Raw genomic sequence first — 21,921 nt, forward strand, 5'->3', positions numbered from 1 at the left:
TGCGCGCCAGCGAGTCGGTATGGTGCAGGTTTCCTCCACCCGGCACGGAGCCCATCGGCATGAGCCTGCACGGTACCTACGATCCCCAGAACATCTTCGCTCAGATCATTCGTGGCGAAGCGCCTTGCTACAAGCTGTACGAGGACGACGATGTCTTGGCCTTCCTCGATCTTTTTCCGCAGTCCCACGGCCACAGCCTGGTGATCCCCAAGCGCGCCGCGGCGCGCAACATCCTGGAAATCGACGAAGCCAGCCTGGCCAAGGTCATGGCGGTGGTGCAGAAGCTCACGCGCGCCCTGGTCGACGAGCTGCAGCCGGCGGGTGTACAGGTCGCGCAGTTCAACGGCGCGCCTGCGGGGCAGACGGTCTTCCATATCCACATGCACGTGATCCCGCGCTTTCCCGGCGAGCAGCTGGGCATTCATGCCGCCAACAAGGCCGACCCGGCCGAGCTGGAGGCGCTGCAGGCGCGTCTGGTCAAGCGTCTGCAAGGCTGAAACGACAATGCCCCGGTCGCATGATGCGGCCGGGGCATTGCTCAGCGTGCGGCTCAACCGTTCTGGCTGCTCAGCCCGCCCCATTCCATGAAGCGTACGGCGTGCACTTCGCCCTGGCTGTCACGGTAGACCATGACGCTGGGCACCACGCCGCTCTTGCGGCTGTTGTCGGTGCGCTGCAGGACCTGGTCGATGTCCAGCTGCATGCCGTACTGGTATTCCTGAACTTCCACCTTGGAGTGGGCAGGCGCCTTTTCGCTGGCGAAGGCCAGGGGGGCGAATACGGCGAGAACGGTGGCGTTGAGGGCTGCGAATTTCATCTTGATAATCTCCGATCTGGGGCGCCTGGAAGGTTGGCGCTGGGGTCGAGAGAGATGAAAACATTCGTCGCTTCGCCGTAGAAATCGATGCTTGTGTTACCGAAGATCGCTGTCATCGATACCTTGCCCGAACGCCTGGCTGCACCAATACTCAGGCGGCATTCACCCGCCCATGGAGGGCTTCATGCGTTCGATCCTCATCGCGTTGCCGTTGTTGCTGTTGGCCGGTTGCTCCTCCTTTCGAGGTGATCCGGAGAACATTCGTCCCGTCCCGCAAGAGCGCCTGCTGGCGTTTCAGCAAACCCAGGCCAACGGCGCGCAGATCGTGGTCAATCGCGACTTCGGCATGATGGGCGGCGGCTGCTACGTGGCCATCGAAGTGGATCGCAAGGTCGCCGCGCGTATCGGCGTCGGTGAGGTCGCAACCTTCCAGGTACCGCCTGGCACCCGCGTGGTGGGCATCACCCCGGACCGCATGGACGACACCCTCTGCGGCATGGGCCGCCTGCTGCGCGAAGTGGCGGTGCCGGTGAAGGCCGGGGAAACCCATCACCTGCGTATCGTCAGCCAGAATCGTGGGGGCTTCGACATCCTGCCGGATGGGCGCTGACGGCTGACTTGCGCGGCGCATCAAGCAGTCTCGCAGGCGATGCGGGTAGTATCTGCCGCCTCGAGTCAGGGAGAGCAGTTTTGAACGGATTGCCGATAGCCATAGTGGGAGCCGGAACCGCCGGCCTGGCCGCTGCGATTTTCCTCGCCCGCCAGGGCCATGCGGTGCGCCTGCTGGAGCGCGTCGAACGGCTGCAGCCGGTGGGCGCCGGCATTCTCCTGCAACCCTCCGGTCTGGCCGTGCTGCAACGGCTGGGGCTGCTCGCCGAATGCACTGCCCTGGGCGCGCCGGTCAGCCGCCTGTATGGCACCAGCTGCCAGGGACGGGTGATCCTCGATACCCGTTATCACGACTGGCAGCCGGGCAGTTTCGGCCTGGGCATTCACCGCGGCGTGCTGATGACGGCGCTGCTCAATGCCGCGCAGCGTGCCGGTGTGCAGGTGGAAACCGGCGTCAACGTCAGCCGCTTCGAGCAGGCCAGCAGTCATATCCGCCTGCTGAGTCAGGACCAACCCCTGGGGGATTTCGCCGCATTGATCCTGGCCGATGGCACGCGTTCGGCATTGCGCGCGCAGATGCCGGTACGCCAGTGGTCGCGGCCCTATCCCTGGGGCGCGCTCTGGAGCATGCTGCCGACCGCGGCATCCACCGAGACCGGCGAATTGCGCCAGTGGTACCGCGGCTGCCGGGAAATGTTCGGGCTGATGCCCACCGGCAGTACCCACCAGGCTCGCGACCTGCCTCTGACCAGTCTGTTCTGGAGCCTGCCCTTGAGCGAGCACGAGGCCTGGCGCCAGGCCGGCCTGGATGCCTGGAAAACCCGCGTGCGCCGTCTGGCTGGCGAGGCGGCGGAGGCCTATCTGCAGCGCATCGATGACCCGCAACAGCTGACCCTGGCGGCCTATGCCGATGTGCGCATGCAGCGCTGGCACGCTGGCCGTGTGTTGGCCATCGGCGATTGCGCCCACGCCATGAGCCCGCAACTGGGGCAGGGTGCCAACATGGCCCTGGTGGATGCCGCCGCGCTGGCCGATGCCCTGGGCGAGGCCGCTGACGCCACGCAGCAGACACTGGACTGGAACGCCACCTTCACCCGCTACGGCGATGCCCGCCGCGATCACCTGCGGTACTACCGCCAGGCCAGCCGTTTGTTGACGCCGCTGTTCCAATCCCACAGCAACACCCTGGCGGTGCTACGCGATATCGCCCTGACACTTGCCCGCCACAACCGCTTCGGCCGCCAGCATGCGGTCAGCACCCTGGTTGGCGCGCGCAGCGGCTGGTTGTGGCCGGGTGCGCAGCAGCGCGAGCTGCATGCCTGGAAGGGGGAGCGGGAGGCGTGGGAGTAGCCTACCTGCCGCTGTCGCTGGCAAAGCGCTGTTCCAGAGCAGCGACGACTTGAGGTAGCGCATCGATCGGATCGACATCGTTTTGCCCGTAGATGCTGCATGAGGCCATATCGTCCGGGTAGCCGAACTCTGCATAGAGCTCCTGCAACCGTTCGATCTTGTCCTCATCGGCAAGCGAGGCATGTTGCAGATCCGAGAGCATGGCTAGCCGCCATTTCTCCAGAACATGCGACCGTTTTTCCTGAAGATCGATACCCTCTTTCTTGCACAGGGTTGCCAGCACGGCGACTACTTCATCATCGCTCAGGGCATCGCTGCCGGCCAGAACGGAAATATCACTGTCCTGCTGACCGGCAGACAGTAGCCTGAAGGCATGCTCGGAGACGGCGTCCTTGTTTATCCAGCCGTTATTCAAACCGATCGCCAGGGTCGGCCAGTCAACCAGGTTGCGCTTAGCAAGCTCGGGAAAATAATCGTTCATTACTAGATTTGCACCGGTGTTGCTCTATCAGCTGTGAAGAGCGTGCGCAGATATCATTGACCCGTGTTTATGGCGATCAGCGGCTGGTCACTCCAGGCAACCTGGTTTTCAGCAAACAGGCCGTGGAGCGCTGCGGCAAGCCCCTGACTTAGCTCCCCTTGAGGGAGATCACGAACTCCATACTTCTCGATAAGGCTATGGCATCTGTCAGTGGCACTGATATCCCAGAGGTACCAATGTGAGGTTTCCTCGATGTCCGAGCTGAAAGGGTCATGGCGGGCAAGTGATTTTATGTAATCGAGTGCAGCGGATTTTTGCGTTGATGAGTCGTCAGCTTTCAACGCAGGGATATAGAGGAGGTCGCTGGCGAGGAGGCGATAGAGGGTGTCTACGGCTAGCTGCCAACGCAAAGTAGTGCCCTTGCTGCTTGTCAGCCCGCTGGTCATGGCATCCGCGCAATAACTGTCGTAGCAGAACACGCGTAGCCAGTCTTGAACTTTAAGCTCAGGGTGTTCAGCTGTGCTCATTAAGCATTTCCAGTTTTGAGAATTTAAGCTTTAGCGGCTTGCTATTGTTTATCTGAATTCCGCCCTCTTTGAGGTTTTTCAACCATTTCGGCTGCCAGCATGCGGTCAGCAATTTTGGCGGCGCGCAACGGTTGGATATAGGTGGGCGCACTGAAGCGAGAGCCCGAGCGAGCTCATCATCCAATTTGCGTTCTAGAGGGATTGCTTCGTGATAGTGATGAATACTTCGCCGCTATCCGGATCGGCAATATATCGGGCCTCTCCGCATGAGCTTTCATGTCCGGCAAGCAGGGTTCTGTTCCAGCATGCTGCAATAATCTTGGCCAGTTCTGTCGCTTGCTCGGTCGTCAACTCATCGAACAGGCCCGTTATTTCCAAAAGGTTCATCCAGTACTGGGCATGATCAGCATCCTGAGTGGCTGCCATGAGTTCCTGATGGCGTTCACTGTCGAAGAGCTCAAGGATGAACGCCCTGCCGTCGACCACCTTTATCTCGGGCGAGAATAGCCGCGCGTAGCTGATCAGAAAGTCGAAGTGCAAGGGGGTCGTTGCGTAAACAGCTTGCACGTAATCCATTTCGGAGAGCTTCTTATTGCCATTGGCCCGTTGAAAGTCTGCAAGGCTGAAAGGCTTGTGGTCATGCATGGCTAACCTCGTGGGATTTCATCTGGGCGAGCAGGGCGCACTCTGCCCTTGTCGATTATTTCGCGCCCGTCCGGCGTCGTGTTTTTCCCGGCCTCCTTTACGTTGGGGCGGGGTATTCCACCGTGGTCCTGTCCAGATCCACGGTATTGCTTCCAGGTTCCATCACCGTTATGAGTCGTGTATTGGCCGTCCCTGCCCGGTCTCTCAATGATCGAATGCGGCCTTCCTTCAGCTTCGGGTAGTGGCTCGGGAGGCTTGTTCCTGCCCTTCCTCGGGGAGCCTCTAATGTCGGAGCCATCCATAGGGGCAAGCGTGCCCGGTAGCACGTCCCTCGGCCTTTCCACCTCAACCGTTCGTGCCCCAGTCCCGCTACCTCTCGCCCTGCCACCTCGTCTGATCCTTGCCCGTTTCAGCGCCGCGCCCAGGCGTCTGAAGGCATTGCCCAGACGTGCAAGCTTGTCCAGATAGCTTACCGATGCCGCACCACGCGCGGCCAGGCCGATGCCGCCGGTAAAGACGATCAGCAGGGCGGCAAGCACGATTTCGAACAGTGCGCCGCCGCTGAACTCGGCGACCTCCTCGACGTTCTGTGCCTTGGCATAGTCGACGGCGAAGCGGCCGAGCATGGCCTTGCTGGGGCCGTCTTCGTAGTGAAACAGGCCAGTTCGTAGGTTTCGGCCAGTTGCTCACGGGTGATGCTGCTCGGGTCGAAGCCCAGTGCCTCCACCAGCTCCCGATGTTGCTCGGCGCTGAACTGGCGATTGTACGCGGCCAGCCAGGTTTCTCCCTCGCTGGCGCGCGCCTGCCAGGCGCTGCGCAGGGCATTGGAGAAGGTGGTGAAGGGATTGACCAGATCGGAGAATTCCTTGGCGGTCCTGAGCAGACCCCAGGCGCCGAGTAAGAAGCCATTGCCTACGGCCAGTTGTCGATGCAGGTAATTGGAGAGGGCGCTGCGCTGATCCTGAATGGCCTGCAACCGAGCTGCTTCTGCGCGTTCCGCGGCAAGGATTTCATCCAGCGCTGCCTGCAGTTCGGCGCGCGCTGGCGATGTCGCTGTTCACATCGGTATCGGCGAGTAGTTGCGCCTCGTATTCTCTGCCCTGAATGGTCTGAATCAGGCTGCTTCGGGCGTCCAGGCTGCCGCGCACGGGGCTGCCGCCGGCCGGGGTGAGGCTGTAGGGCAGGTTGGCGCCAAGGCATTCGCCGTTGTCCCAGACGAAGCGCAGCCCGACCAGGCAACTGCTGCTCTGGGCGGCGGTGCCTTCCAGCGGGCGCGGTGCTTGTCTGTGGAAGTCGCCGTTGTAGGGCGCCGGCGTCGGTGCGGGGCGTTCGTTGCGATTGTTGGGGACGTAGCCGCTCATCGTCGTGCATCCATGCTGCAGCCAGCGATATGCCGGCAGGGTCGATCGTCAACGGCCGATGCTAACCAAGGACCCATGCGCAAAGTCTTGCGCAGTGGCGGGCCGGCTTTGCTTTTTGTGATACATGCACGCAAAAAATGGCGTGGCGGTTCAGCCGCGCTGCAGCTCGAGCAGCGCTTTCTGGCTGAGGTCCAGCCACTCCTTGTGTAGAACTCGATAGTGCCGGGCGGAGCGGCGGGCGTGGGTGTGGATCTGCTGCAGCAGATCCACGGCCTCGCGCTGGCGTCCCATCCGGCGCAGCAGCAGGGCATAGCGGTAATTGGCCTCGGGGCTGGCGCAGTAGCTGCCGAGGGCGCGGTATTCCTCTTCGGCCTTGAGCTCGTTGCCCTGGCCTTCTAGCGCGCGGGCATACAGCAGGTGGCCGTCGCTGGAGCGGAAGTCGGGGTTGTGGGCGATCAGTTGATCGAGGCTCGCCTGACAGCCGGCAAAATCGCCCAGGGCGAAGCGTGCTCGGGCCAGGCCGAGGAGGATGTCGGGTGCGTCGCTGTGAATTCCGCGCAGGGCGATTTGATAGTGCTTGGCGGCCTCTTCGGCCTGGCCCATGCGCAGCAGCTCATCGGCCAGGTTGACGCGGGTATCGCGTGTGTCGCGGATTTCCAGTTCGTCGCGCAGGGCGCGCAGATGACGCTCGGGGTCGATGCTGTCGTGCAGTCGGTTCAATGCCTTTCGGCCGCGCCGGCTGCCAAGCAGGTCGGGCAGCATGATGCCGAGGAAGTAGATCAGGCAACCGAGACCAGGCAGTGCGATGATCAGGTATAGCCAGTAGCGTTCCTGACCACTGCGCACCACGTGGAGGCCACAGGTGACTTGGCAGGCGATGACCAGCAGGGCGAGCAGGGGCATGGTGCGGTCCAGTCCTTTGGAGTGCAATGGGGCACCTATCAGAGCATGGAGCGCGCGCCCTTGTCAGGTGATGCGTGCACGGCTGTGGCGCACATCACGTGATAGGCTGCGCGGCGGATTCCATGTTCATAAGGATGCGTGCATGCCGTCGTCGCTGGAGATTTTCGCCAACCTCTTCTACCTGGTTTCGGTGCTGCTGGCGGCGCGCAACTCCGTGCATACCTGGGCGGTCGGGCTGGTCGGTTGTGCGCTGTTCGGCTGGCTGTTTTTCAGCGTGCAGCTGTATGCGGACGTGACCTTGCAGGGCTTTTTCATCGCCACCAGTCTGCTGGGCTGGTGGAGCTGGTTGCGTGGACGCGACGGTGACCCCATGCCGATCAGCCGTACGGCCTGGCGGGGGCTGGCCCTGGCGCTTGGTTTGGCGGTGCTGGTGGCGCTGGCCTACGGGGCCTTGCTGCTTCATTTCACCGACGCCTACGCGCCCTTTATCGATTCCCTGGTGCTGACCTTCAGCGTGCTGGCGCAATTGCTGCTGATGCGCCGCAAGCTGGAGACCTGGTACGGCTGGCTACTGGTCAACACCCTGGCAGTGCCATTGTTCGCCTCGCGTGAGCTGTACCTGACCGCCTTCATCTACCTGCTGTTCTGGTGCAATGCCTGGTACGGCCTGTATCGCTGGCGCCGTGAACTGAACGCGCAGGCGGCCTGAGATGAGCAAGCGATTCGCCCGTGGGCTGGTGGTGGGCAAGTTCGCGCCGCTGCATCTGGGGCACGAATGGCTGATCCGCCAGGCGCAGGCGCAGTGCGAGCAGCTGTTTCTGCTCAGCTGGGCGCGGCCGGAGCTGCCGGGCTGCGAACCCGAGCGACGTGCAGCCTGGTTGCGGCTGCGTTTTCCCGAACTGGCCAGTTGGGTGGTCACGCCTGAATGGGTCGAGCAGCGGCGCGCTCAGGGCCTGCAGTTACCGGACCTACCTGATGAGCAGGAGCCCGACGCCGTACAGCGCCAGTTCGTCGCCGCGTTCTGCCTGGCCGAGTTGGGCCAGCCGGTGGATGCAGTCTTTACCAGCGAGGCCTATGGCGATGGTTTCGCTGCGCATTTGGCGCGCTGTTTCGGGCGGCCGGTGCAGCATGTCGAGATCGACCGCGCGCGCATTCAGGTGCCGGTGTCCGGTACGCGACTGCGCGCCGACATCCACGGCCTGCGCCAGTATCTGGCACCGCAGGTCTACGGCGATTTCGTCGAGCGCATCGCTCTGCTTGGTGGTGAGTCCACTGGCAAGAGCAGCCTCGCCCTGGCGTTGGCCGAGACGCTGGGGACGCGGCATGCCGCCGAATATGGCCGAGAACTGTGGGAAGAGCAGGGCGGTGTGCTGGCCTATGAGGATCTGCTGCGCATCGGCCGCACCCAGGTCAACCGGGAGCAGAGCCTGGCCGGGCAGTGCCGGCGTTATCTGGTATGCGACACCACGCCGCTGACCACGCTGTTCTACTGCCGCGAGCTGTTCGGCCGTGCCGAGCCCGAGCTGGAGCGCCTGGCCGAGCGGCATTACCAGCATCTGTTCCTGTGCGCCGACGACTTTCCCTTCGTGCAGGACGGTACGCGGCGCGACGAGACGTTCCGCCGTCGGCAGAACCAGTGGTACGAACAGGAGCTGCAGCGGCGCGGATGGCCTTTCACGCGCCTGACGGGGTCGCCGATGCAGCGCCTCGAACAGGTGCTGCGGCACCTGGGCAGGAGCCCGGCGAGCTAGTCCCGTGTTTCAGCGATAACGGGAGAGAATGGCGTCGAGCTCGCCATCCTCCTTCATCTGTACCAGGGCTCGCAGCAGCGCCTGGGTGGGCACGTCCGGCGCATCGCGCACGAGGCAGGAAAGCGCATCGGCGCTGAGCTCGGCCAGTGCACGCAGGCGTTTTTCCTCCGGCAGGTCGCGGTTGAACCAGGCCAGGGTCAGCTCGTTGCTGACCGCGTAGCGATAGCGCCCGGCCTCCAGCTTCTCCAGTACCAGCTCCTGCGTGCGGGCATCTTCGCGCTGCACCTGGCCGCTGGCGAACAGGGCGTCCAGGTGCGGGTAGCTGAACCCCAGCACGGTACCCAGGCGCTCGCCGGGCAGCTGCGCCAGGCTGATGTCGGCTTCGTCGTGGCGCCCGACGATCAGGTCGCGCTGCACCATGAACGGCTGGCTCCAGGTGTACTGATGGTGCGGTTCGCTGAGCCAGCTCGGGTTGACGTAGCAGCGCACGTCGATTTCGCCCCTGGCCAGCAGACGCTGTACGCGCAGGCGCGGCATCACCAGCAGTTCGGCGCGGCGGCCGACCTTTTCCGCCAGACGCGTCTGCAGGTCGTAGAGAATGCCGGACGTGGCGCGGCCATCTTCGATGCGGATCATCGGCATGGCCCAGCCCTCGGTTACCGAGAAGCGCAGCGGGCGTTGTTCCTGCGCGGTGGCCGCCAGGCTGAGCAAGCACAGTACCGCGAACGGCAGCAGGCGCATGCGCATCAGGCCGGCGCCGGCTCGAAACTGTCGGCGCGGGCCATGCGCCACATGCGCTCGTAGAACTCGCCCTCGATCTGGCCGCCGAGCAGTTCGCCCGGTGCGAGGAACACGTGCTGCTGGGCGAACAGCTTGATCTCGGTGGCCGACAGGCGCTGCACCAGGTGCTTGGCATCGATCTGCGAGGGGTGGTCCAAGCCGGCAGCGGCGAGCATCTCGGCCAGCGCCTTGAGTGTGTTGCGGTGGAAGTTGTAGACGCGCTGGGCCTTGTCCTCGACCACCAGAGCGCGCTGGCGCAATGGGTCCTGTGTCGCCACGCCGGTGGGGCACTTGTTGGTGTGGCAGCTTTGGCTCTGGATGCAGCCGATGGCGAACATGAAGCCGCGTGCCGAGTTGGCCCAGTCGGCGCCGATGGCCAGCACGCGGGCGATGTCGAAGGCGCTGACGATCTTGCCGCTGGCGCCGAGCTTGATCTTGTCGCGCAGGTTGCTGCCGACCAGGGTGTTGTGCACGAACAGCAAACCTTCGCGCAGCGGCACGCCGAGGTGATCGGTGAATTCCAGCGGCGCTGCACCGGTGCCGCCCTCCTTGCCGTCGACGACGATGAAGTCGGGCAGGATGCCGGTCTCCAGCATGGCCTTGACGATGCCCATGAACTCCCAGGGATGGCCCAGGCAGAACTTGAAGCCCACCGGCTTGCCGCCGGACAGCTCGCGCAGCTGGGCGATGAACTGCAGCAGCTCGATGGGAGTGGAGAAGGCGCTATGGCGCGAGGGCGAGATGCAATCCTCACCCATGGGCACGCCACGGGTGCTGGCGATTTCCTCGGTGACCTTGTGCCTGGGCAGGATGCCGCCATGGCCCGGTTTGGCACCCTGGCTGAGCTTGATCTCGATCATCTTCACTTGCGGGCTGGCCGCCTGGCCGGCGAAGCGCTCGGGGTCGAAGCGGCCGTCCGAGGCGCGGCAGCCGAAATAGCCGCTGCCCAGTTCCCACACCAGATCGCCGCCGTGCTCGCGGTGGTAGGGGCTGATGCTGCCCTCGCCGGTGTCGTGATAGAACTCGCCTAGCTTGGCGCCCTGGTTCAGGGCGCGGATGGCGTTGGCGCTGAGCGAGCCGAAGCTCATCGCCGAAATGTTGAACAGCGATGCCGAGTACGGCTGGCTGCACTGCGGCCCGCCGATCTCCACGCGAAAGCTGCACGGGTCGCTCAGCGGCGCCGGACGCATGGAGTGGCTGATGAATTCGAAGCCGTTCTGGTACACGTCGCTGAGGGTGCCGAAGGGCTTGTCGGCGCCCTCGTTCTTGGCGCGGGCGTAGACCAGCGAGCGCTGGGCGCGGGAGAAGGGCAGCTGCTCGGCGTCGCCTTCGAGCAGATACTGGCGAATCTCCGGGCGGATGCCTTCGACCAGGTAACGGATATTGCCCAGGATCGGGTAGTTGCGCCTGACCGCCTGACGTTTCTGCAGCAGGTCGCCGATACCGATCAGGCTGAGCGCGCCAGTGAGCAAGGCGAACGGCCACAGCCATTGATGATGGAGAAAGGGCAGGCTGACCAGGGTGAACAGCACACAGAAGACGAAGAACGCGTAGCGGCTGAGTAGCGAGAGGTTCATACGGGCTCCTGAATGCGGATCAGAATAGCACTTTAGACCAAACGGCTATATGTGGTCAGGTTATGTCCAGTCAGACACTATTAAGGGCTGAGGACGAACCGCTGCGCCCTGTGGCACACTCAGTGGCCCGGAGCCAACCATCGTAAGAGCTTGGCCCAAGTCCCCCGATTTTCGGCCTGCGCGATTGTCGCCGGCCTACTGCCTGAGGCCGCCAGCGGCCAAGAAGAGGAATGAGCGTGCATAACGTCGTGATCAGTGGTACCGGCCTCTACACTCCGGCCAACAGCATTTCCAACGACGAGCTGGTGGCGTCCTTCAATGCCTACGTGCAGCAGTTCAACGCCGACAACGCCGAGGCCATCGCCCGCGGCGAGGTCGAGGCGCTGAGCGAATCCAGCACGGGCTTCATCGAAAAGGCGTCGGGCATCAAGAGCCGCTTCGTCATCGACAAGGACGGCATTCTCGACCCGCAGCGCATGGTGCCGCGTATCCCCGAGCGTTCCAACGACGAGTGGGGCATCCTCTGTGAAATGGCCGTGGGCGCCGCCAAGGAAGCGCTGCAGCGCGCCGGCAAGACCGTCGCCGACATCGATGGGGTGATCGTCGCCTGCTCGAACCTGCAGCGCGCCTATCCGGCGGTGGCCATCGAAGTGCAGGCCGCACTGGGCATCGACGGCTGGGGCTACGACATGAACGTGGCCTGCTCCTCGGCCACCTTCGGCATCCAGGCCGCGGCCAACGCCATCGCCACCGGGCAGGCCCGCGCCATCCTCATGGTCAACCCGGAAATCTGCACCGGCCACCTCAACTTCCGCGACCGCGACAGCCACTTCATCTTCGGCGACGCCGCCACCGCAGTGATCATCGAGCGTGCCGACCTGGCTAGCTCCAAGCACCAGTTCGACGTGGTCGGCACCAAGCTGCTGACCCAGTTCTCCAACAACATCCGCAACAACTTCGGCTTCCTCAACCGCGCCGCGGAAGAGGGCATTGGCGCGCGCGACAAGCTGTTCGTGCAGGAAGGCCGCAAGGTGTTCAAGGACGTCTGCCCGATGGTCGCCGAGCTGATCGCCGCGCACCTGGCGGAAAACCAGCTCAACGTGGCAGATGTGAAGCGCTTCTGGCTGCACCAGGCCAACCTCAACATGAACCTGCTGATCGCCCGCAAACTGCTCGGTCGCGACGCCGAGCCGCACGAGGCGCCGGTGATTCTCGACACCTACGCCAACACCAGTTCGGCCGGCTCGGTGATCGCCCTGCACAAGCATCAGGACGACCTGCCCGCCGGCAGCCTGGGTGTTCTAAGCTCCTTCGGTGCCGGTTATTCCATCGGCAGTGTAATTTTGCGCAAGCGTTGAACTCTCTGTAGGAATGCCTGACGTGCACGGGGCGTTCGGCTTCGTGCGCAGGCCTGACCTACGGGAGTTCCATGTCCGATTCCGATCTCTTGGGGCGCCTGCTCGCCGGCGAGCAGAAGGCCTATCGCGAGCTGGTGGCTCGCTATCAGGGTGCGATGCGGGCGGTGGCCTACGCCATCGTCGGCAGCCGCCATGCCGATGAGGTGGTGCAGGATGCCTGGTTCGCCGTGGTGCGCAACCTGGCAGGTTTTCAAGGCCGCGCCAGCCTCAAGACCTGGCTGCTGACCATCACCGCCAACACCGCCAAGACCCGACTCAAGCACAACCGCCGCGAGGTACTGCTCGACGACCTGGCTGCGCCGCATGGGACGGTCGGCGACGAGCGTTTCGCCGATGACGGTCACTGGCTGTTGGCGCCACATGCCTGGCATCAGGACAGCCCCGAAGCCCTGCTCACCGAGGACGAACTGCGCCAGTGCCTTGAACACACCCTGGCCAGCCTGTCCGAGTTGCAGGCCAGCGTGCTGGTGCTGCGTGAGCGTCAGGGGCTGGAGTTGGAGGCGATCTGTAATCTTCTCGACATCTCCCTCTCCAATGCCCGTGTGCTGCTGCACCGTGCACGCCTGAAAGTCTTCGCCACCCTGGAACATTTCGAGGAGACAGGCCAATGCTGACCTGCAAGGAACTGGTCGCTCACTCCAGCGATTATCTCGACGGCCAACTGACGCTGCGTCAACGTCTGGCCGTACGCGCCCACCTGGCCATGTGCGGCAACTGCCGGCGTTTCATCCGCCAGATGAAACTGACCCAGGCGGTGATCCGGCAGATGCCGGAGGAGGAGTTACCCGAACTCGACGCCCTGGCCGAGCGCCTGGCGCGGGATCGGCGTAATCAGGGGTGAGCGAGAGCGTTGTTGGTTTTTCGGATGTTTATTCCGGGTGCCGCGTTTTGTTGAAAGCTATGGCGTCGCCCACCCAGGTGGGCACTGCCGAGGGTGGATCGGGGCGCGTAGCCGACGCTTTTTCATCCACCGTTTGCGGTGGCTTTCCGGGCCACTTGCTAGCGCCCCGCCGCTAATTTACCGCTTTTAGAAAATTGTTCCTTAAGGCCAATTTTCAACTACAAATTACCACCTGACTGTATTGAAAGCGCTTTCATCTTTTTTGCCTTGCGCTTCAATATGGATGGTTTTTCGTAATAACCAAATCTTCGCTTGTGCCAGCGCCGATCTGTCTCGTGCTCTACCTTCTTCTTGAGCTTGCGTAATGCAACCTCAATTGACTCACCATCTTCTACGCTGATTGTCACTGTCATGTCTTGTGTTTAAGGACTGACGCCTGTCCATGTTTGGTCTCTAACGTGGTCTGTGCGGATTTTCGTACAGACTCTGCTAAGCGGCAATGCTTGAAAGGGGGGCAGATTTATTTTTAGGCTAGTGGCGCTGTGCCGTAAATAAATCTGTCCCCATTTTTTGCAAATTTCCCTTGAGGCATAACGCCCAGCTCAGTGGGCAATTGAAACGCAGCGTAAATTGGTCCGCTGCAGCTGCTTGTTAACCCTAGAATTCATCGCCATGCCCTGGCATTTTCTCTCCTGGAGGCCCTTCAGCAACATACATGGCTCTAATTTCTATTGGACAGCTAGCTCCATCAACTGGATAGGCCAATGGGGCTGTTCGTATAAACTTTGCGTACTGTAAAGTATTGTCGATCTTTGTTTTAGCTCCCCACTCTTTTGGGGAGCCCAGCAATGACTTCGTTCCTTTCTGAACCACCAAATTCCAGCGCCAATTGACTGTATATAGCTCCTTAACTTCACCACGTTTCATGGGGACAGGATACTTAACAAACAAACAATTCAAATAGCCCGCAAACTCGCGCGTGCCGTTAAATATATTTGGGAACGCTTTTGAAAGGTTGTCATGGATGGTTATGCCAGCCCATTCTTGTGCCATTTCTAGTTCATACGCTTGAGTGAGAGCCGTACCTACAAACACGCTATCCTCTAAATCAATGAACATATCTCCATAAGAAACACCGCCGCGCACAAGGAAGCCTTGAGCGATCATAGTCCTTGCTAGCTTATAGACGAAAATCAAAAGTTTAAGACAGCTTTCCTCAGTGTCATCGAATGAGGCGAGAATAATAGAGTCTGAGAAAACATAACTAATGCAATATTCATCGTCGCCATTCATTTCGGGAAAAATAGCAGGCTCTTTCGAAAAGTCGACATTTACAGAATATTTCTCTAGAGCATATCTAATGGCTTTCTTATATTTCTCGCCGAGTTCTAGAGCAGAGTGCTCTCCAATCATCTGCTTAAAGCCTAGAACATCAATGAACGCTACTGCTCGATTCATATTTCGAATCTCTGAGAGGGTTAACAGTGATTAGATAGTCTTCCGTACTAATCCAATAGCATGGAAGGTGGTATAACTCCGAAAAAATGGTAGCTTTAATTTAAGAGAAACTTAAAACTTTCAAAGACTTAGAGTGTGAAGCATGCGCCAGCGCGTATTCGCTTGACCTCCACATTTCACGCTTTCATTACTACTGGATAGGTATACACAAAGGCACTCGGAAGGTGCAAGTCACGCCAGAGAGTGTGCCGAAATCAACGGTCGACGCTGAGCTGCATCGCGTAGTGTGGATGGCGCTTTTTTCATTCACCGCTTTCGATTGCCGTTCGGGCTCCTAGCTATCAAAAGCCTCGCCGCTGAAGCGCCTCCCACGGCGCGGTGAATGTTCCTGTGCCTGTGGGAGGGGCTTTCGGCTCTGGCATCCTGCTTCGCTCTACCTCCTGCATCCATGCAGTCGTAGCCGCGACTGGTAGCGGGCAAAGCGCCCCCGGATTTCATCCGGGCTACGAAAAATTCCAACCTGCCCTGTAACGCCCGCATCTCTGCCTCGTCCATTGCTGCGAGGGCGCCAATCCGGCCCCGCATTCGAAACCGATGGAGAGATGCCATGAAACAACTCAATACCCTGACTGCCACCCTGGGCGCTGCGCTGCTGACTTCCGTGGCCTTCACTGCCCACGCCGCCAGCAACCCCTTCGCTGCGCAGGAGCTGGCCAGCGGCTACAGCCTGGCCGCTGCCGAGAAGGCGCAGGAAGGTTCCTGTGGCGAAGGCAAATGCGGTGGCGAGATGAAAGGCGACGCAGAGGGCAAGTGCGGCGAGGGCAAGTGTGGCGGCGAGAAGAAGGCCGACGCCGAGGGTAAATGCGGCGAAGGCAAGTGCGGCGGCGAGAAGAGCGAGTAAGGGCAAGGGGAGGACGGATCATGCACCTCGCACACCTCACCGGCGCCGGTCTCGGCCTGCGTCGCGGGCTGCTCGCCGAGCTGATCGGCGATGACGCCAGCGGCGCCGACTTTCTCGAAGTGGCGCCGGAGAACTGGATCGGTGTCGGGGGGCGGCTGGGCAAGCAGTTGCGCGCCCTGAGCGAGCGCCGGCCGTTGCTGTGCCATGGTCTGTCCCTCAACCTCGGCGGCTTCGCGCCGCTGAATCTGGAACTACTGCACGCCATCAAGGGCTTTCTCGACGAGCACGGCGTGCTGGCGTACAGCGAACATTTGTCGGCCTGCGCCGACGATGGCCAGCTATATGACCTGATGCCGCTACCGTTTTCCGAGGAATCGGTGGCGCGCATCGCCGAACGCGTGCGCATCGCGCAGGACGTGCTGGAGCGGCCGCTGATCATCGAGAACGTCTCGGCCTATGCGCGCCTGCCCGGTGAGCTGGACGAAGCGGATTTTGTTCGAGCGGTGCTGGAACGTGCCGACTGCCAGTTGTTGCTGGACGTCAACAACGTCTACGTCAACAGCCTGAACTTCGGCTTCGATGCCGAAGCCTACATCGCTGCGATGCCGAGTGAGCGCATCGCCTATCTGCATGTCGCCGGTCATTACGACCAGGCGGCAGACCTGAAGATCGACACCCACGGTGCGCCGGTGATCGACCCGGTGTGGGCACTGCTGAGCAGCGCCTACGCGCAGCATGGCGTGCGCCCGACGCTACTGGAGCGCGACTTCAACTTCCCGCCGCTGGCCGAGCTGTATGCCGAGCTGGCGCATATCCGCGGCCTGCAACAGGCCGTGCGACCGCTGAGCAGGTACGGCACATGAGCGGCGTTCAGCAACAGCGCGACTTCGCTGCACGTATTCGCCAGCCTGAGGCGCAGTCTTTGCTGCCGGGCATCACCGCCGAGCGTATGGCGGTCTACGAGGAGCTGTTTTTCAACAATGTCGCGAGCTTGGTGGGCGGCGCCTTTCCGGTGCTGCGCGGGGTTCTCGGCGTCGAGCGCTGGCAGGGGTTGCTGCGCGCGTTCTTCGCCGAGCATCGGGCGAGCACGCCGTACTTTCTCGAGATCAGTCAGGAGTTCATTGCCTGGCTGCAGCAGGGCTATCGCGCCGAGCCTGACGACCCTGCGTTCATGCTGGAGCTGGCCCATTACGAGTGGGTCGAGCTGGCGCTGGATGTCAGCGATGCGCAGTTGCCCGAGCGCGGCTGGTCGCCATTGGCCTGGCCGCTGGCCTATCGCTGGCCGGTGCAGAGGGTCGGTGCCGATCACTGCCCCACTCAGGCGCCAGACGAGCCGACCTGCCTGCTGGTCTGGCGTGATCGCCAAGATCAGGTGCGCTTCATGCAGCTGGCGCCGTTCGCCTATCAGCTGGCGTTGCGTCTGCAGGCCGGCGAGCCGCCTGGGCAGGCGCTACAGGCGCTGGCCACCGAGCACGGCCTGGCTGCCGACCAGCATTACTTCACCAACGCCCGCGCGCTGCTGGATGACTGGCAGGCGCGCGATATCTGGTTTCCCCATTCCGAGGACTGACCGCCATGACCGCTCTGCTCAATCGCTTCCAGGACGCGCTGGAGGCTACCCGGCGCCTGGATTTGCTCGGCCCGCTGCTGCTGCGCCTGTATCTGGTGCCGGTGTTCTGGATGGCCGGCACGCAGAAGCTCAAGGACATCGACGCCACTGCCGCCTGGTTCGGCAATCCGGATTGGGGGCTCGGCCTGCCGTTTCCCGAGCTGCTGGCCTGGGCGGCGGCGCTGACCGAGGCCGGTGGCGCCATTCTGCTGCTGTTCGGCCTGGCGGTGCGCTGGATCAGCATCCCGCTGATCGTCACCATGCTGGTGGCGATCTTCGCCGTGCACTGGCCCTATGGCTGGCAGGCGATTGCCGACCCGTCCGCGCCGTTTGCCAACGAGCGCGTGCTGGCGGCGGCGGAGAAACTCGAACGGGCGCGGGCGATTCTGCGTGAGCACGGCAATTACGACTGGCTGACCGCCAGCGGCAAGTTCGTGGTGCTGAACAATGGCATCGAGTTCGCCGCCACCTACCTGGTGATGCTGGTGGCGTTGTTCTTCAGCGGGGCAGGGCGCTGGTTGAGCATCGATTACTGGCTGGCGCGACGTTTCCGAACTCCGCGCTAAGCAGGCCACTGAAAAACTACCTGCGTTGGCAATACTGCGTTAAAAACGACCTCGCGTGCGAGCCCAGTCAAAATGCTCATTTACAGCACGTAAACCCGAGTGCGGGCCCAGTGCTTTTTTCGGTCGTTTTTGCGGGGCCGCCATCGGTATTGTCTTGCCTGCCTCGCCTACGTTTTTCAGCGGCCTGCTAACCCAGCGGATTGTCGCGGCGCCGGCTTTCGCGAAATTCGCCCGGCGTCTGCCCGGTCCAGCCCTTGAAGCTGCGGTGGAAGGAGCGCGCCTCGGTGAAGCCGAGGTAGCAGGCGATGTCCTGGATCGCCAGGTCGCTGCGCAGCAGGTAATGCTCGGCCAGCTCCTGGCGCAGCTCGTCGAGTATCTGCTGGTAGCTGGTGCCGGCCTGCTGCAGGTGGCGCTGCAGGGTGCGCACGGTCATGTCGAACTTCTCCGCCACCCGTTCCTTGCGCGGCAGGCCGTCCTTGAGCAGCAGGCGCAGGGCGTTCTTCACCCGTCGCGGCAGCGGCTCGTCCTCGTCCAGCCCGGCCATCAGCGCCAGCGCATGTTCCTCCAGGGTGCGCAGCAGGTTGGCATCGGCCTGGCGCAGCGGCACGCCGAGATAGTCCAGCGGCACCAGCAGGGCGTTGCAGGGTTGCTCGAACAGTACCGGGCAGCCGAACAGCGCCTGGTATTCCTCCAGCTCGGTGCCGGCCGGTTGCGCGTGCTCGAACCAGACTTCGCGCGGCGAATGCTCGGAGTCGGCGATCCAGCGTGCGTACAGCAGCCAGGAGGCGAGCACGTTCTCCACCATGTGCCGGCGCACCTGCGGCGCCTGATGGCGACAACTCCAGATCAGCCGCACGTGATCCTCGGCGGCTTCGAGACGGCTGGTGCCCATGTCGCCCACCAGTTTCTCGTACGGCACGATGCGGCCCATGGCCTCACCCAAGGTGGCGCAGTTCATGGCGATGTAACCGAGCACGCTCCACGAACCGGGCTGCACGAAACGTGCTGAGTGCAGGCCGAACAGCGGGTCGCCGGACACCTCCAGCAGATGCGCCAGCAGGCGTTCGTGCACCTCGCTGGGAATCCGCTTGCCGTTGTCGGCCAGATCCTGCGCCTGAACGCCGGCGGCCGCCAGCGCACGGTCGATATCCAGACCGAGCTGTTCGGCCTGGCGCAGGTACTTGAGCAGGGCGGGAACCGAGGTGTAGCCGAGGTTTTCCATGGATTCTTCTTGTTCTGCGAGGCCTGTCTTGATTGGCGATATGGCCTGTCCCGATTCGACAGTGACGGAAATCGGCGGCTGGCTAGTATAGGCAGCCATAAGTGCTGATCGGAATGGGGGATGCGATGCGACGCTGGAACGGATGGGGAGACGAAGCGACCGAGGTGGAACTGCCGGCCCATGGCGAGGCCTTTCTCGCCGAGCTGATCGGGCCGGGGCAGCGCCTGGCCGACGCCAGCCTGCAGGACGTGCTGGCGCGTGTGCCGGCCTCGCGTCTGGCCCCCAACCCGCTGATCTGCGTTGATGCCGAGGTGCGCGTGCGCCATGCCCGCGGTCAGAGCCTGCCGGACTGGCTGGCCATGCGCTCCGGCGAGTTCGGCCTGTTTCCCGATGGCGTCGCCTGCCCGGAAAGCGCCGAGCAGATCCGCGAGCTGCTGGTCTGGGCGCAGAAGCATGACGTCACCCTGATCCCCTATGGCGGCGGCACCTCGGTGGCCGGCCACATCAACCCGCAGGCCGGCCAGCGCCCGGTGCTGACCCTGTCGCTGGAGCGCATGACGCGCCTGCTGGATATCGACGAGGACAGCCTGATCGCCACCTTCGGCCCTGGCGCCAACGGCCCGCAGGTGGAAAGCCAGCTGCGTGCGCGCGGCTATACGCTGGGCCACTTCCCGCAATCCTGGGAACTGTCGACCCTCGGCGGCTGGGTCGCCAGCCGCTCCAGCGGTCAGCAGTCGCTGCGCTACGGGCGCATCGAGCAACTGTTCGCCGGCGGCAAGCTGGAAACCTTCGCCGGCACTCTGGAGATTCCCACCTTCCCGGCGTCGGCCGCCGGCCCCGATCTGCGCGAGCTGGTGCTGGGTTCGGAAGGGCGCTTCGGGGTGATCTCCGAGGTGCGCGTGCGCATCAGTCGCCTGGCCGAGCAGGAGCGCTTCTATGCGGTATTCCTGCCCAACTGGCAACAGGCGCTGAGCGCCATTCGCAGTCTGGCTCAGGCGCGTGTGCCGCTGTCCATGCTGCGCCTGTCCAACGCCATCGAAACCCGTACCCAGCTGGCCCTGGCCGGCCACCCGCAGCAGATCGCGCTGCTGGAGAAGTACCTGGCGCTGCGCGGCGCCCGTGACGAGAAATGCATGCTGACCTTCGGCGTCACCGGCAGCCGGGTGCAGAACGCCGCCTCGCTGAAACAGGCGCGGCGCCTGCTGAAAGGTTTTGGCGGCGTGTTCACCGGCACCCTGCTGGGCAAGAAATGGGAGCACAACCGCTTCCGCTTCCCTTATCTGCGCCACGGCCTGTGGGAGCGCGGCTACCTGGTGGACACCCTGGAAACCGCCACCGACTGGTCCAACGTCGACAACCTGTTGAACAAGGTCGAGGCCAGCCTGCGTGACGAGCTGGCCGGCGAGGGCGAGCGGGTACACGTGTTTACCCACCTGTCGCACGTCTACGGCGAGGGTTCGAGCATCTACACCACCTACGTGTTCCGCCCCGGCAGCGACTACGCCACCGCCATGGCGCGCTGGCAGCGGCTCAAGACAGCGGCCAGCCGCACCATCGCCGAGAATCGCGGCACCATCAGCCATCAGCACGGCGTCGGTCGCGACCACGCGCCTTATCTGGCGGCAGAGAAGGGCGAGCTGGGCATGGCCACGCTGCGCAGCCTGGCCACGCATTTCGACCCGGAGCAGCGCCTGGCTCCGGGCGTGCTGTTGCAGGACTGAGCATGGAACTGTGGAACGCCCGCTGGCGCGAGCGTGCGCTGCCCGAGCTGGCCGCGCATGACTGGGACTTGCTGGTGATCGGCGGCGGCATCTGCGGCGCCGGCATCCTGCGGGAGGCGGCGCGACGCGGCTGGCGCTGCCTGCTGCTGGAGCAGCGCGACTTTGCCTGGGGTACCTCCAGTCGCTCGTCGAAGATGGTCCACGGTGGCCTACGCTACGTCGCCAAGGGCCAGCTGGGGCTGACTCGCGACTCGGTGCGCGAGCGCCAGCGCCTGCTCGGTGAGGCGCCGGGGCTGGTGGAGCCGCTGAGTTTCGTCATGCCGCATTACCGCGGCGGCTTCCCTGGGCCCAAGGTATTCGGCGGCCTGCTGAGCCTGTACGACGCCCTGGCCGGCAAGCGCAACCATCTGTTCTACCCGCTGCAGCAGCTGCGTTACCTGGCGCCGGGCATTAGTGAAGATGGTCTGCTCGGTGGCACGCGCTTCTTCGACGCGGTGACCGACGATGCCCGCCTGGTGCAGCGCGTGCTGGGCGAAGCGCGCGCCGAAGGTGCAGAGGCGCTCAATGGCATGCGCGTGGTCGAGCTGCTGCGCGAGGCAGGGCAGGTGGTCGGCGTGCTGGCCGAGGATATCGAGACGGGCAACCGCTACCGCCTGCGCAGCCGCGCCGTGGCCCAGGCCACCGGCGCCTGGGCCGATCGCCTGCGCCAGCCCGGCAATGGCCGCATCCGCCCGCTGCGCGGCAGCCACCTGCTGCTGCCGGGCTGGCGCCTGCCGGTGGCGCATGCCTTCAGCTTTATGCATGCGGCCGATGGCCGGCCGGTATTCGTCTTCCCCTGGGAGGGCGCGACGGTGATCGGCACCACCGATCTGGATCATGCGGACGATCTGGACACCGAGGCGGTGATCAGTAACGAGGAGGTCGACTATCTGCTGGCCGCCTGTGCCCAGCAATTTCCGTGCGCCGAAGTGACACGCGGCGATGTGCTGTCGACCTGGGCCGGCGTGCGCCCGGTGGTGGGCGATGGCAGCGCCGGGCTGAAACCCTCGGACGAGAAGCGCGAACACGCGCTATGGATCGAGCCGTGCAGCGTGACCCTGGCCGGCGGCAAGCTGACCACTTTTCGCCTGCTGGCGCTGGAGGTACTGCGCGCCTGTGCGGGCTTCGTCGGCAAAGCGGTGGACGATCAGGGCGGCGCGGTCTTCGCTTCGAGTACGCCGACGCCGATGCCGGCATTGAACCCGGCGCAGCAACGCCGTCTGGCCGGCCGCCATGGCCGCCAGCTGGGCGAGGTATTGCGCCTGATCGACGAGGTGGGCGGCGATTGCGTCGCGGGTACGAACACCCTGTGGGCCGAACTGGCCTGGGCCGCCGAGGGCGAGCT

At 63.3% G+C, this 21,921-nt stretch carries 25 protein-coding genes; 14 read left to right on the forward strand and 11 right to left on the reverse strand.

What is annotated here, in order from left to right; translation table 11 throughout:
* Positions 1-59 precede the first annotated feature (59 nt).
* On the forward strand, positions 60-497 hold the full coding sequence (locus tag N7333_RS15495; protein WP_003245352.1) for an HIT family protein: 438 nt from the start codon (positions 60-62) through the stop codon (positions 495-497).
* 53 nt (positions 498-550) lie between these two features.
* Here N7333_RS15495 and N7333_RS15500 read toward each other — a convergent pair whose 3' ends face one another.
* Entirely contained in the window at positions 551-817 is a 267-nt protein-coding gene (locus tag N7333_RS15500; protein ID WP_003245351.1) for a DUF2790 domain-containing protein, read from the reverse strand.
* 184 nt (positions 818-1,001) lie between these two features.
* On the opposite strand from N7333_RS15500, the gene N7333_RS15505 reads away from it, so the two are divergent.
* Both N7333_RS15505 and N7333_RS15510 read left to right on the forward strand, forming a co-directional pair.
* Positions 1,002-1,427, forward strand: coding sequence for a hypothetical protein (locus N7333_RS15505; protein ID WP_003245349.1), 426 nt, complete (start codon positions 1,002-1,004; stop codon positions 1,425-1,427).
* A gap of 104 nt (positions 1,428-1,531) precedes the next feature.
* Entirely contained in the window at positions 1,532-2,776 is a 1,245-nt protein-coding gene (locus N7333_RS15510; RefSeq protein WP_252576678.1) for an NAD(P)/FAD-dependent oxidoreductase, read from the forward strand.
* A 1-nt stretch (position 2,777) separates the two neighbouring features.
* On the opposite strand, the gene N7333_RS15515 is transcribed toward N7333_RS15510, so the two are convergent.
* The 6 genes from N7333_RS15515 to N7333_RS15545 form a co-directional block, all read right to left on the reverse strand.
* A complete protein-coding gene (locus N7333_RS15515; RefSeq protein ID WP_129481480.1) occupies positions 2,778-3,257 on the reverse strand; it encodes a DUF2247 family protein in 480 nt (159 codons plus the stop codon).
* Positions 3,258-3,310: 53 nt separating this feature from the next.
* On the reverse strand, positions 3,311-3,784 hold the full coding sequence (locus N7333_RS15520; protein WP_129481479.1) for a hypothetical protein: 474 nt from the start codon (positions 3,782-3,784) through the stop codon (positions 3,311-3,313).
* A gap of 192 nt (positions 3,785-3,976) precedes the next feature.
* The gene (locus N7333_RS15525; protein ID WP_003245341.1) at positions 3,977-4,429 is read right to left on the reverse strand and encodes a hypothetical protein; all 453 of its coding nucleotides are present in this window, start codon (positions 4,427-4,429) and stop codon (positions 3,977-3,979) included.
* A 520-nt stretch (positions 4,430-4,949) separates the two neighbouring features.
* On the reverse strand, positions 4,950-5,405 hold the full coding sequence (locus N7333_RS15535; RefSeq protein WP_252576677.1) for a hypothetical protein: 456 nt from the start codon (positions 5,403-5,405) through the stop codon (positions 4,950-4,952).
* Between the two features lie 34 nt (positions 5,406-5,439).
* Entirely contained in the window at positions 5,440-5,790 is a 351-nt protein-coding gene (locus N7333_RS15540; protein ID WP_252576675.1) for a hypothetical protein, read from the reverse strand.
* 150 nt (positions 5,791-5,940) lie between these two features.
* Positions 5,941-6,693 carry a tetratricopeptide repeat protein gene (locus N7333_RS15545; protein WP_003245337.1) on the reverse strand — a complete coding sequence of 251 codons (753 nt, stop codon included), beginning with the start codon at positions 6,691-6,693 and terminating at the stop codon, positions 5,941-5,943.
* A 142-nt stretch (positions 6,694-6,835) separates the two neighbouring features.
* Here N7333_RS15545 and pnuC point away from each other — a divergent pair, with 142 nt between their 5' ends.
* Together pnuC and N7333_RS15555 are read left to right on the forward strand one after the other, a co-directional pair.
* Positions 6,836-7,402, forward strand: a complete 567-nt coding sequence (gene pnuC / locus N7333_RS15550) for a nicotinamide riboside transporter PnuC (protein ID WP_129481478.1) — start codon at positions 6,836-6,838, stop codon at positions 7,400-7,402.
* A 1-nt stretch (position 7,403) separates the two neighbouring features.
* Entirely contained in the window at positions 7,404-8,444 is a 1,041-nt protein-coding gene (locus tag N7333_RS15555) for an AAA family ATPase (protein WP_129481477.1), read from the forward strand.
* A 9-nt stretch (positions 8,445-8,453) separates the two neighbouring features.
* Here the strand turns inward: N7333_RS15555 and N7333_RS15560 are convergent, their stop codons facing one another.
* Positions 8,454-9,191: a transporter substrate-binding domain-containing protein gene (locus N7333_RS15560; RefSeq protein WP_012018099.1), complete on the reverse strand. Its 738-nt coding sequence runs from the start codon at positions 9,189-9,191 to the stop codon at positions 8,454-8,456.
* Positions 9,191-10,801 carry an FMN-binding glutamate synthase family protein gene (locus N7333_RS15565; RefSeq protein WP_129481475.1) on the reverse strand — a complete coding sequence of 537 codons (1,611 nt, stop codon included), beginning with the start codon at positions 10,799-10,801 and terminating at the stop codon, positions 9,191-9,193. Before N7333_RS15565 ends, N7333_RS15560 begins: the two co-directional genes overlap by 1 nt.
* A 236-nt stretch (positions 10,802-11,037) precedes the next feature.
* Between N7333_RS15565 and N7333_RS15570 the strand changes: the two genes are divergently transcribed.
* From N7333_RS15570 to N7333_RS15580, 3 genes are all read left to right on the forward strand, one after another.
* A complete protein-coding gene (locus tag N7333_RS15570) occupies positions 11,038-12,159 on the forward strand; it encodes a beta-ketoacyl-ACP synthase III (protein WP_129481474.1) in 1,122 nt (373 codons plus the stop codon).
* Between the two features lie 71 nt (positions 12,160-12,230).
* On the forward strand, positions 12,231-12,833 hold the full coding sequence (locus N7333_RS15575; RefSeq protein WP_129481473.1) for an RNA polymerase sigma factor: 603 nt from the start codon (positions 12,231-12,233) through the stop codon (positions 12,831-12,833).
* Positions 12,827-13,060: a zf-HC2 domain-containing protein gene (locus tag N7333_RS15580; protein ID WP_279859057.1), complete on the forward strand. Its 234-nt coding sequence runs from the start codon at positions 12,827-12,829 to the stop codon at positions 13,058-13,060. The genes N7333_RS15575 and N7333_RS15580 overlap by 7 nt, the downstream gene beginning before the upstream one ends.
* A 657-nt stretch (positions 13,061-13,717) precedes the next feature.
* On the opposite strand, the gene N7333_RS15585 is transcribed toward N7333_RS15580, so the two are convergent.
* A complete protein-coding gene (locus N7333_RS15585) occupies positions 13,718-14,518 on the reverse strand; it encodes a hypothetical protein (RefSeq protein WP_279859058.1) in 801 nt (266 codons plus the stop codon).
* Positions 14,519-15,125: 607 nt separating this feature from the next.
* On the opposite strand from N7333_RS15585, the gene N7333_RS15590 reads away from it, so the two are divergent.
* The 4 genes from N7333_RS15590 to N7333_RS15605 are packed head-to-tail and all read left to right on the forward strand — an operon-like array spanning position 15,126 to position 17,594.
* Positions 15,126-15,419, forward strand: coding sequence for a hypothetical protein (locus N7333_RS15590; protein WP_129481469.1), 294 nt, complete (start codon positions 15,126-15,128; stop codon positions 15,417-15,419).
* 20 nt (positions 15,420-15,439) lie between these two features.
* Complete coding sequence (locus tag N7333_RS15595; protein ID WP_129481468.1) at positions 15,440-16,282, forward strand: DUF692 domain-containing protein; 843 nt, start codon at positions 15,440-15,442, stop codon at positions 16,280-16,282.
* On the forward strand, positions 16,279-16,989 hold the full coding sequence (locus N7333_RS15600; protein ID WP_129481467.1) for a putative DNA-binding domain-containing protein: 711 nt from the start codon (positions 16,279-16,281) through the stop codon (positions 16,987-16,989). Before N7333_RS15595 ends, N7333_RS15600 begins: the two co-directional genes overlap by 4 nt.
* 5 nt (positions 16,990-16,994) lie before the next feature.
* On the forward strand, positions 16,995-17,594 hold the full coding sequence (locus N7333_RS15605; RefSeq protein WP_279859059.1) for a DoxX family protein: 600 nt from the start codon (positions 16,995-16,997) through the stop codon (positions 17,592-17,594).
* 187 nt (positions 17,595-17,781) lie between these two features.
* Here N7333_RS15605 and N7333_RS15610 read toward each other — a convergent pair whose 3' ends face one another.
* Complete coding sequence (locus N7333_RS15610) at positions 17,782-18,816, reverse strand: AraC family transcriptional regulator (RefSeq protein WP_129481465.1); 1,035 nt, start codon at positions 18,814-18,816, stop codon at positions 17,782-17,784.
* A 125-nt stretch (positions 18,817-18,941) separates the two neighbouring features.
* Here N7333_RS15610 and N7333_RS15615 point away from each other — a divergent pair, with 125 nt between their 5' ends.
* Positions 18,942-20,537 carry an FAD-binding oxidoreductase gene (locus tag N7333_RS15615; RefSeq protein WP_129481464.1) on the forward strand — a complete coding sequence of 532 codons (1,596 nt, stop codon included), beginning with the start codon at positions 18,942-18,944 and terminating at the stop codon, positions 20,535-20,537.
* A gap of 2 nt (positions 20,538-20,539) precedes the next feature.
* Positions 20,540-21,921, forward strand: a 1,382-nt coding sequence (locus tag N7333_RS15620; protein ID WP_279859060.1) for a glycerol-3-phosphate dehydrogenase/oxidase, incomplete at its 3' end; no start/stop codon positions are given.

The organism is Pseudomonas sp. GD04158, assembly GCF_029834875.1.
Classification (GTDB): domain Bacteria; phylum Pseudomonadota; class Gammaproteobacteria; order Pseudomonadales; family Pseudomonadaceae; genus Aquipseudomonas; species Aquipseudomonas hydrolytica.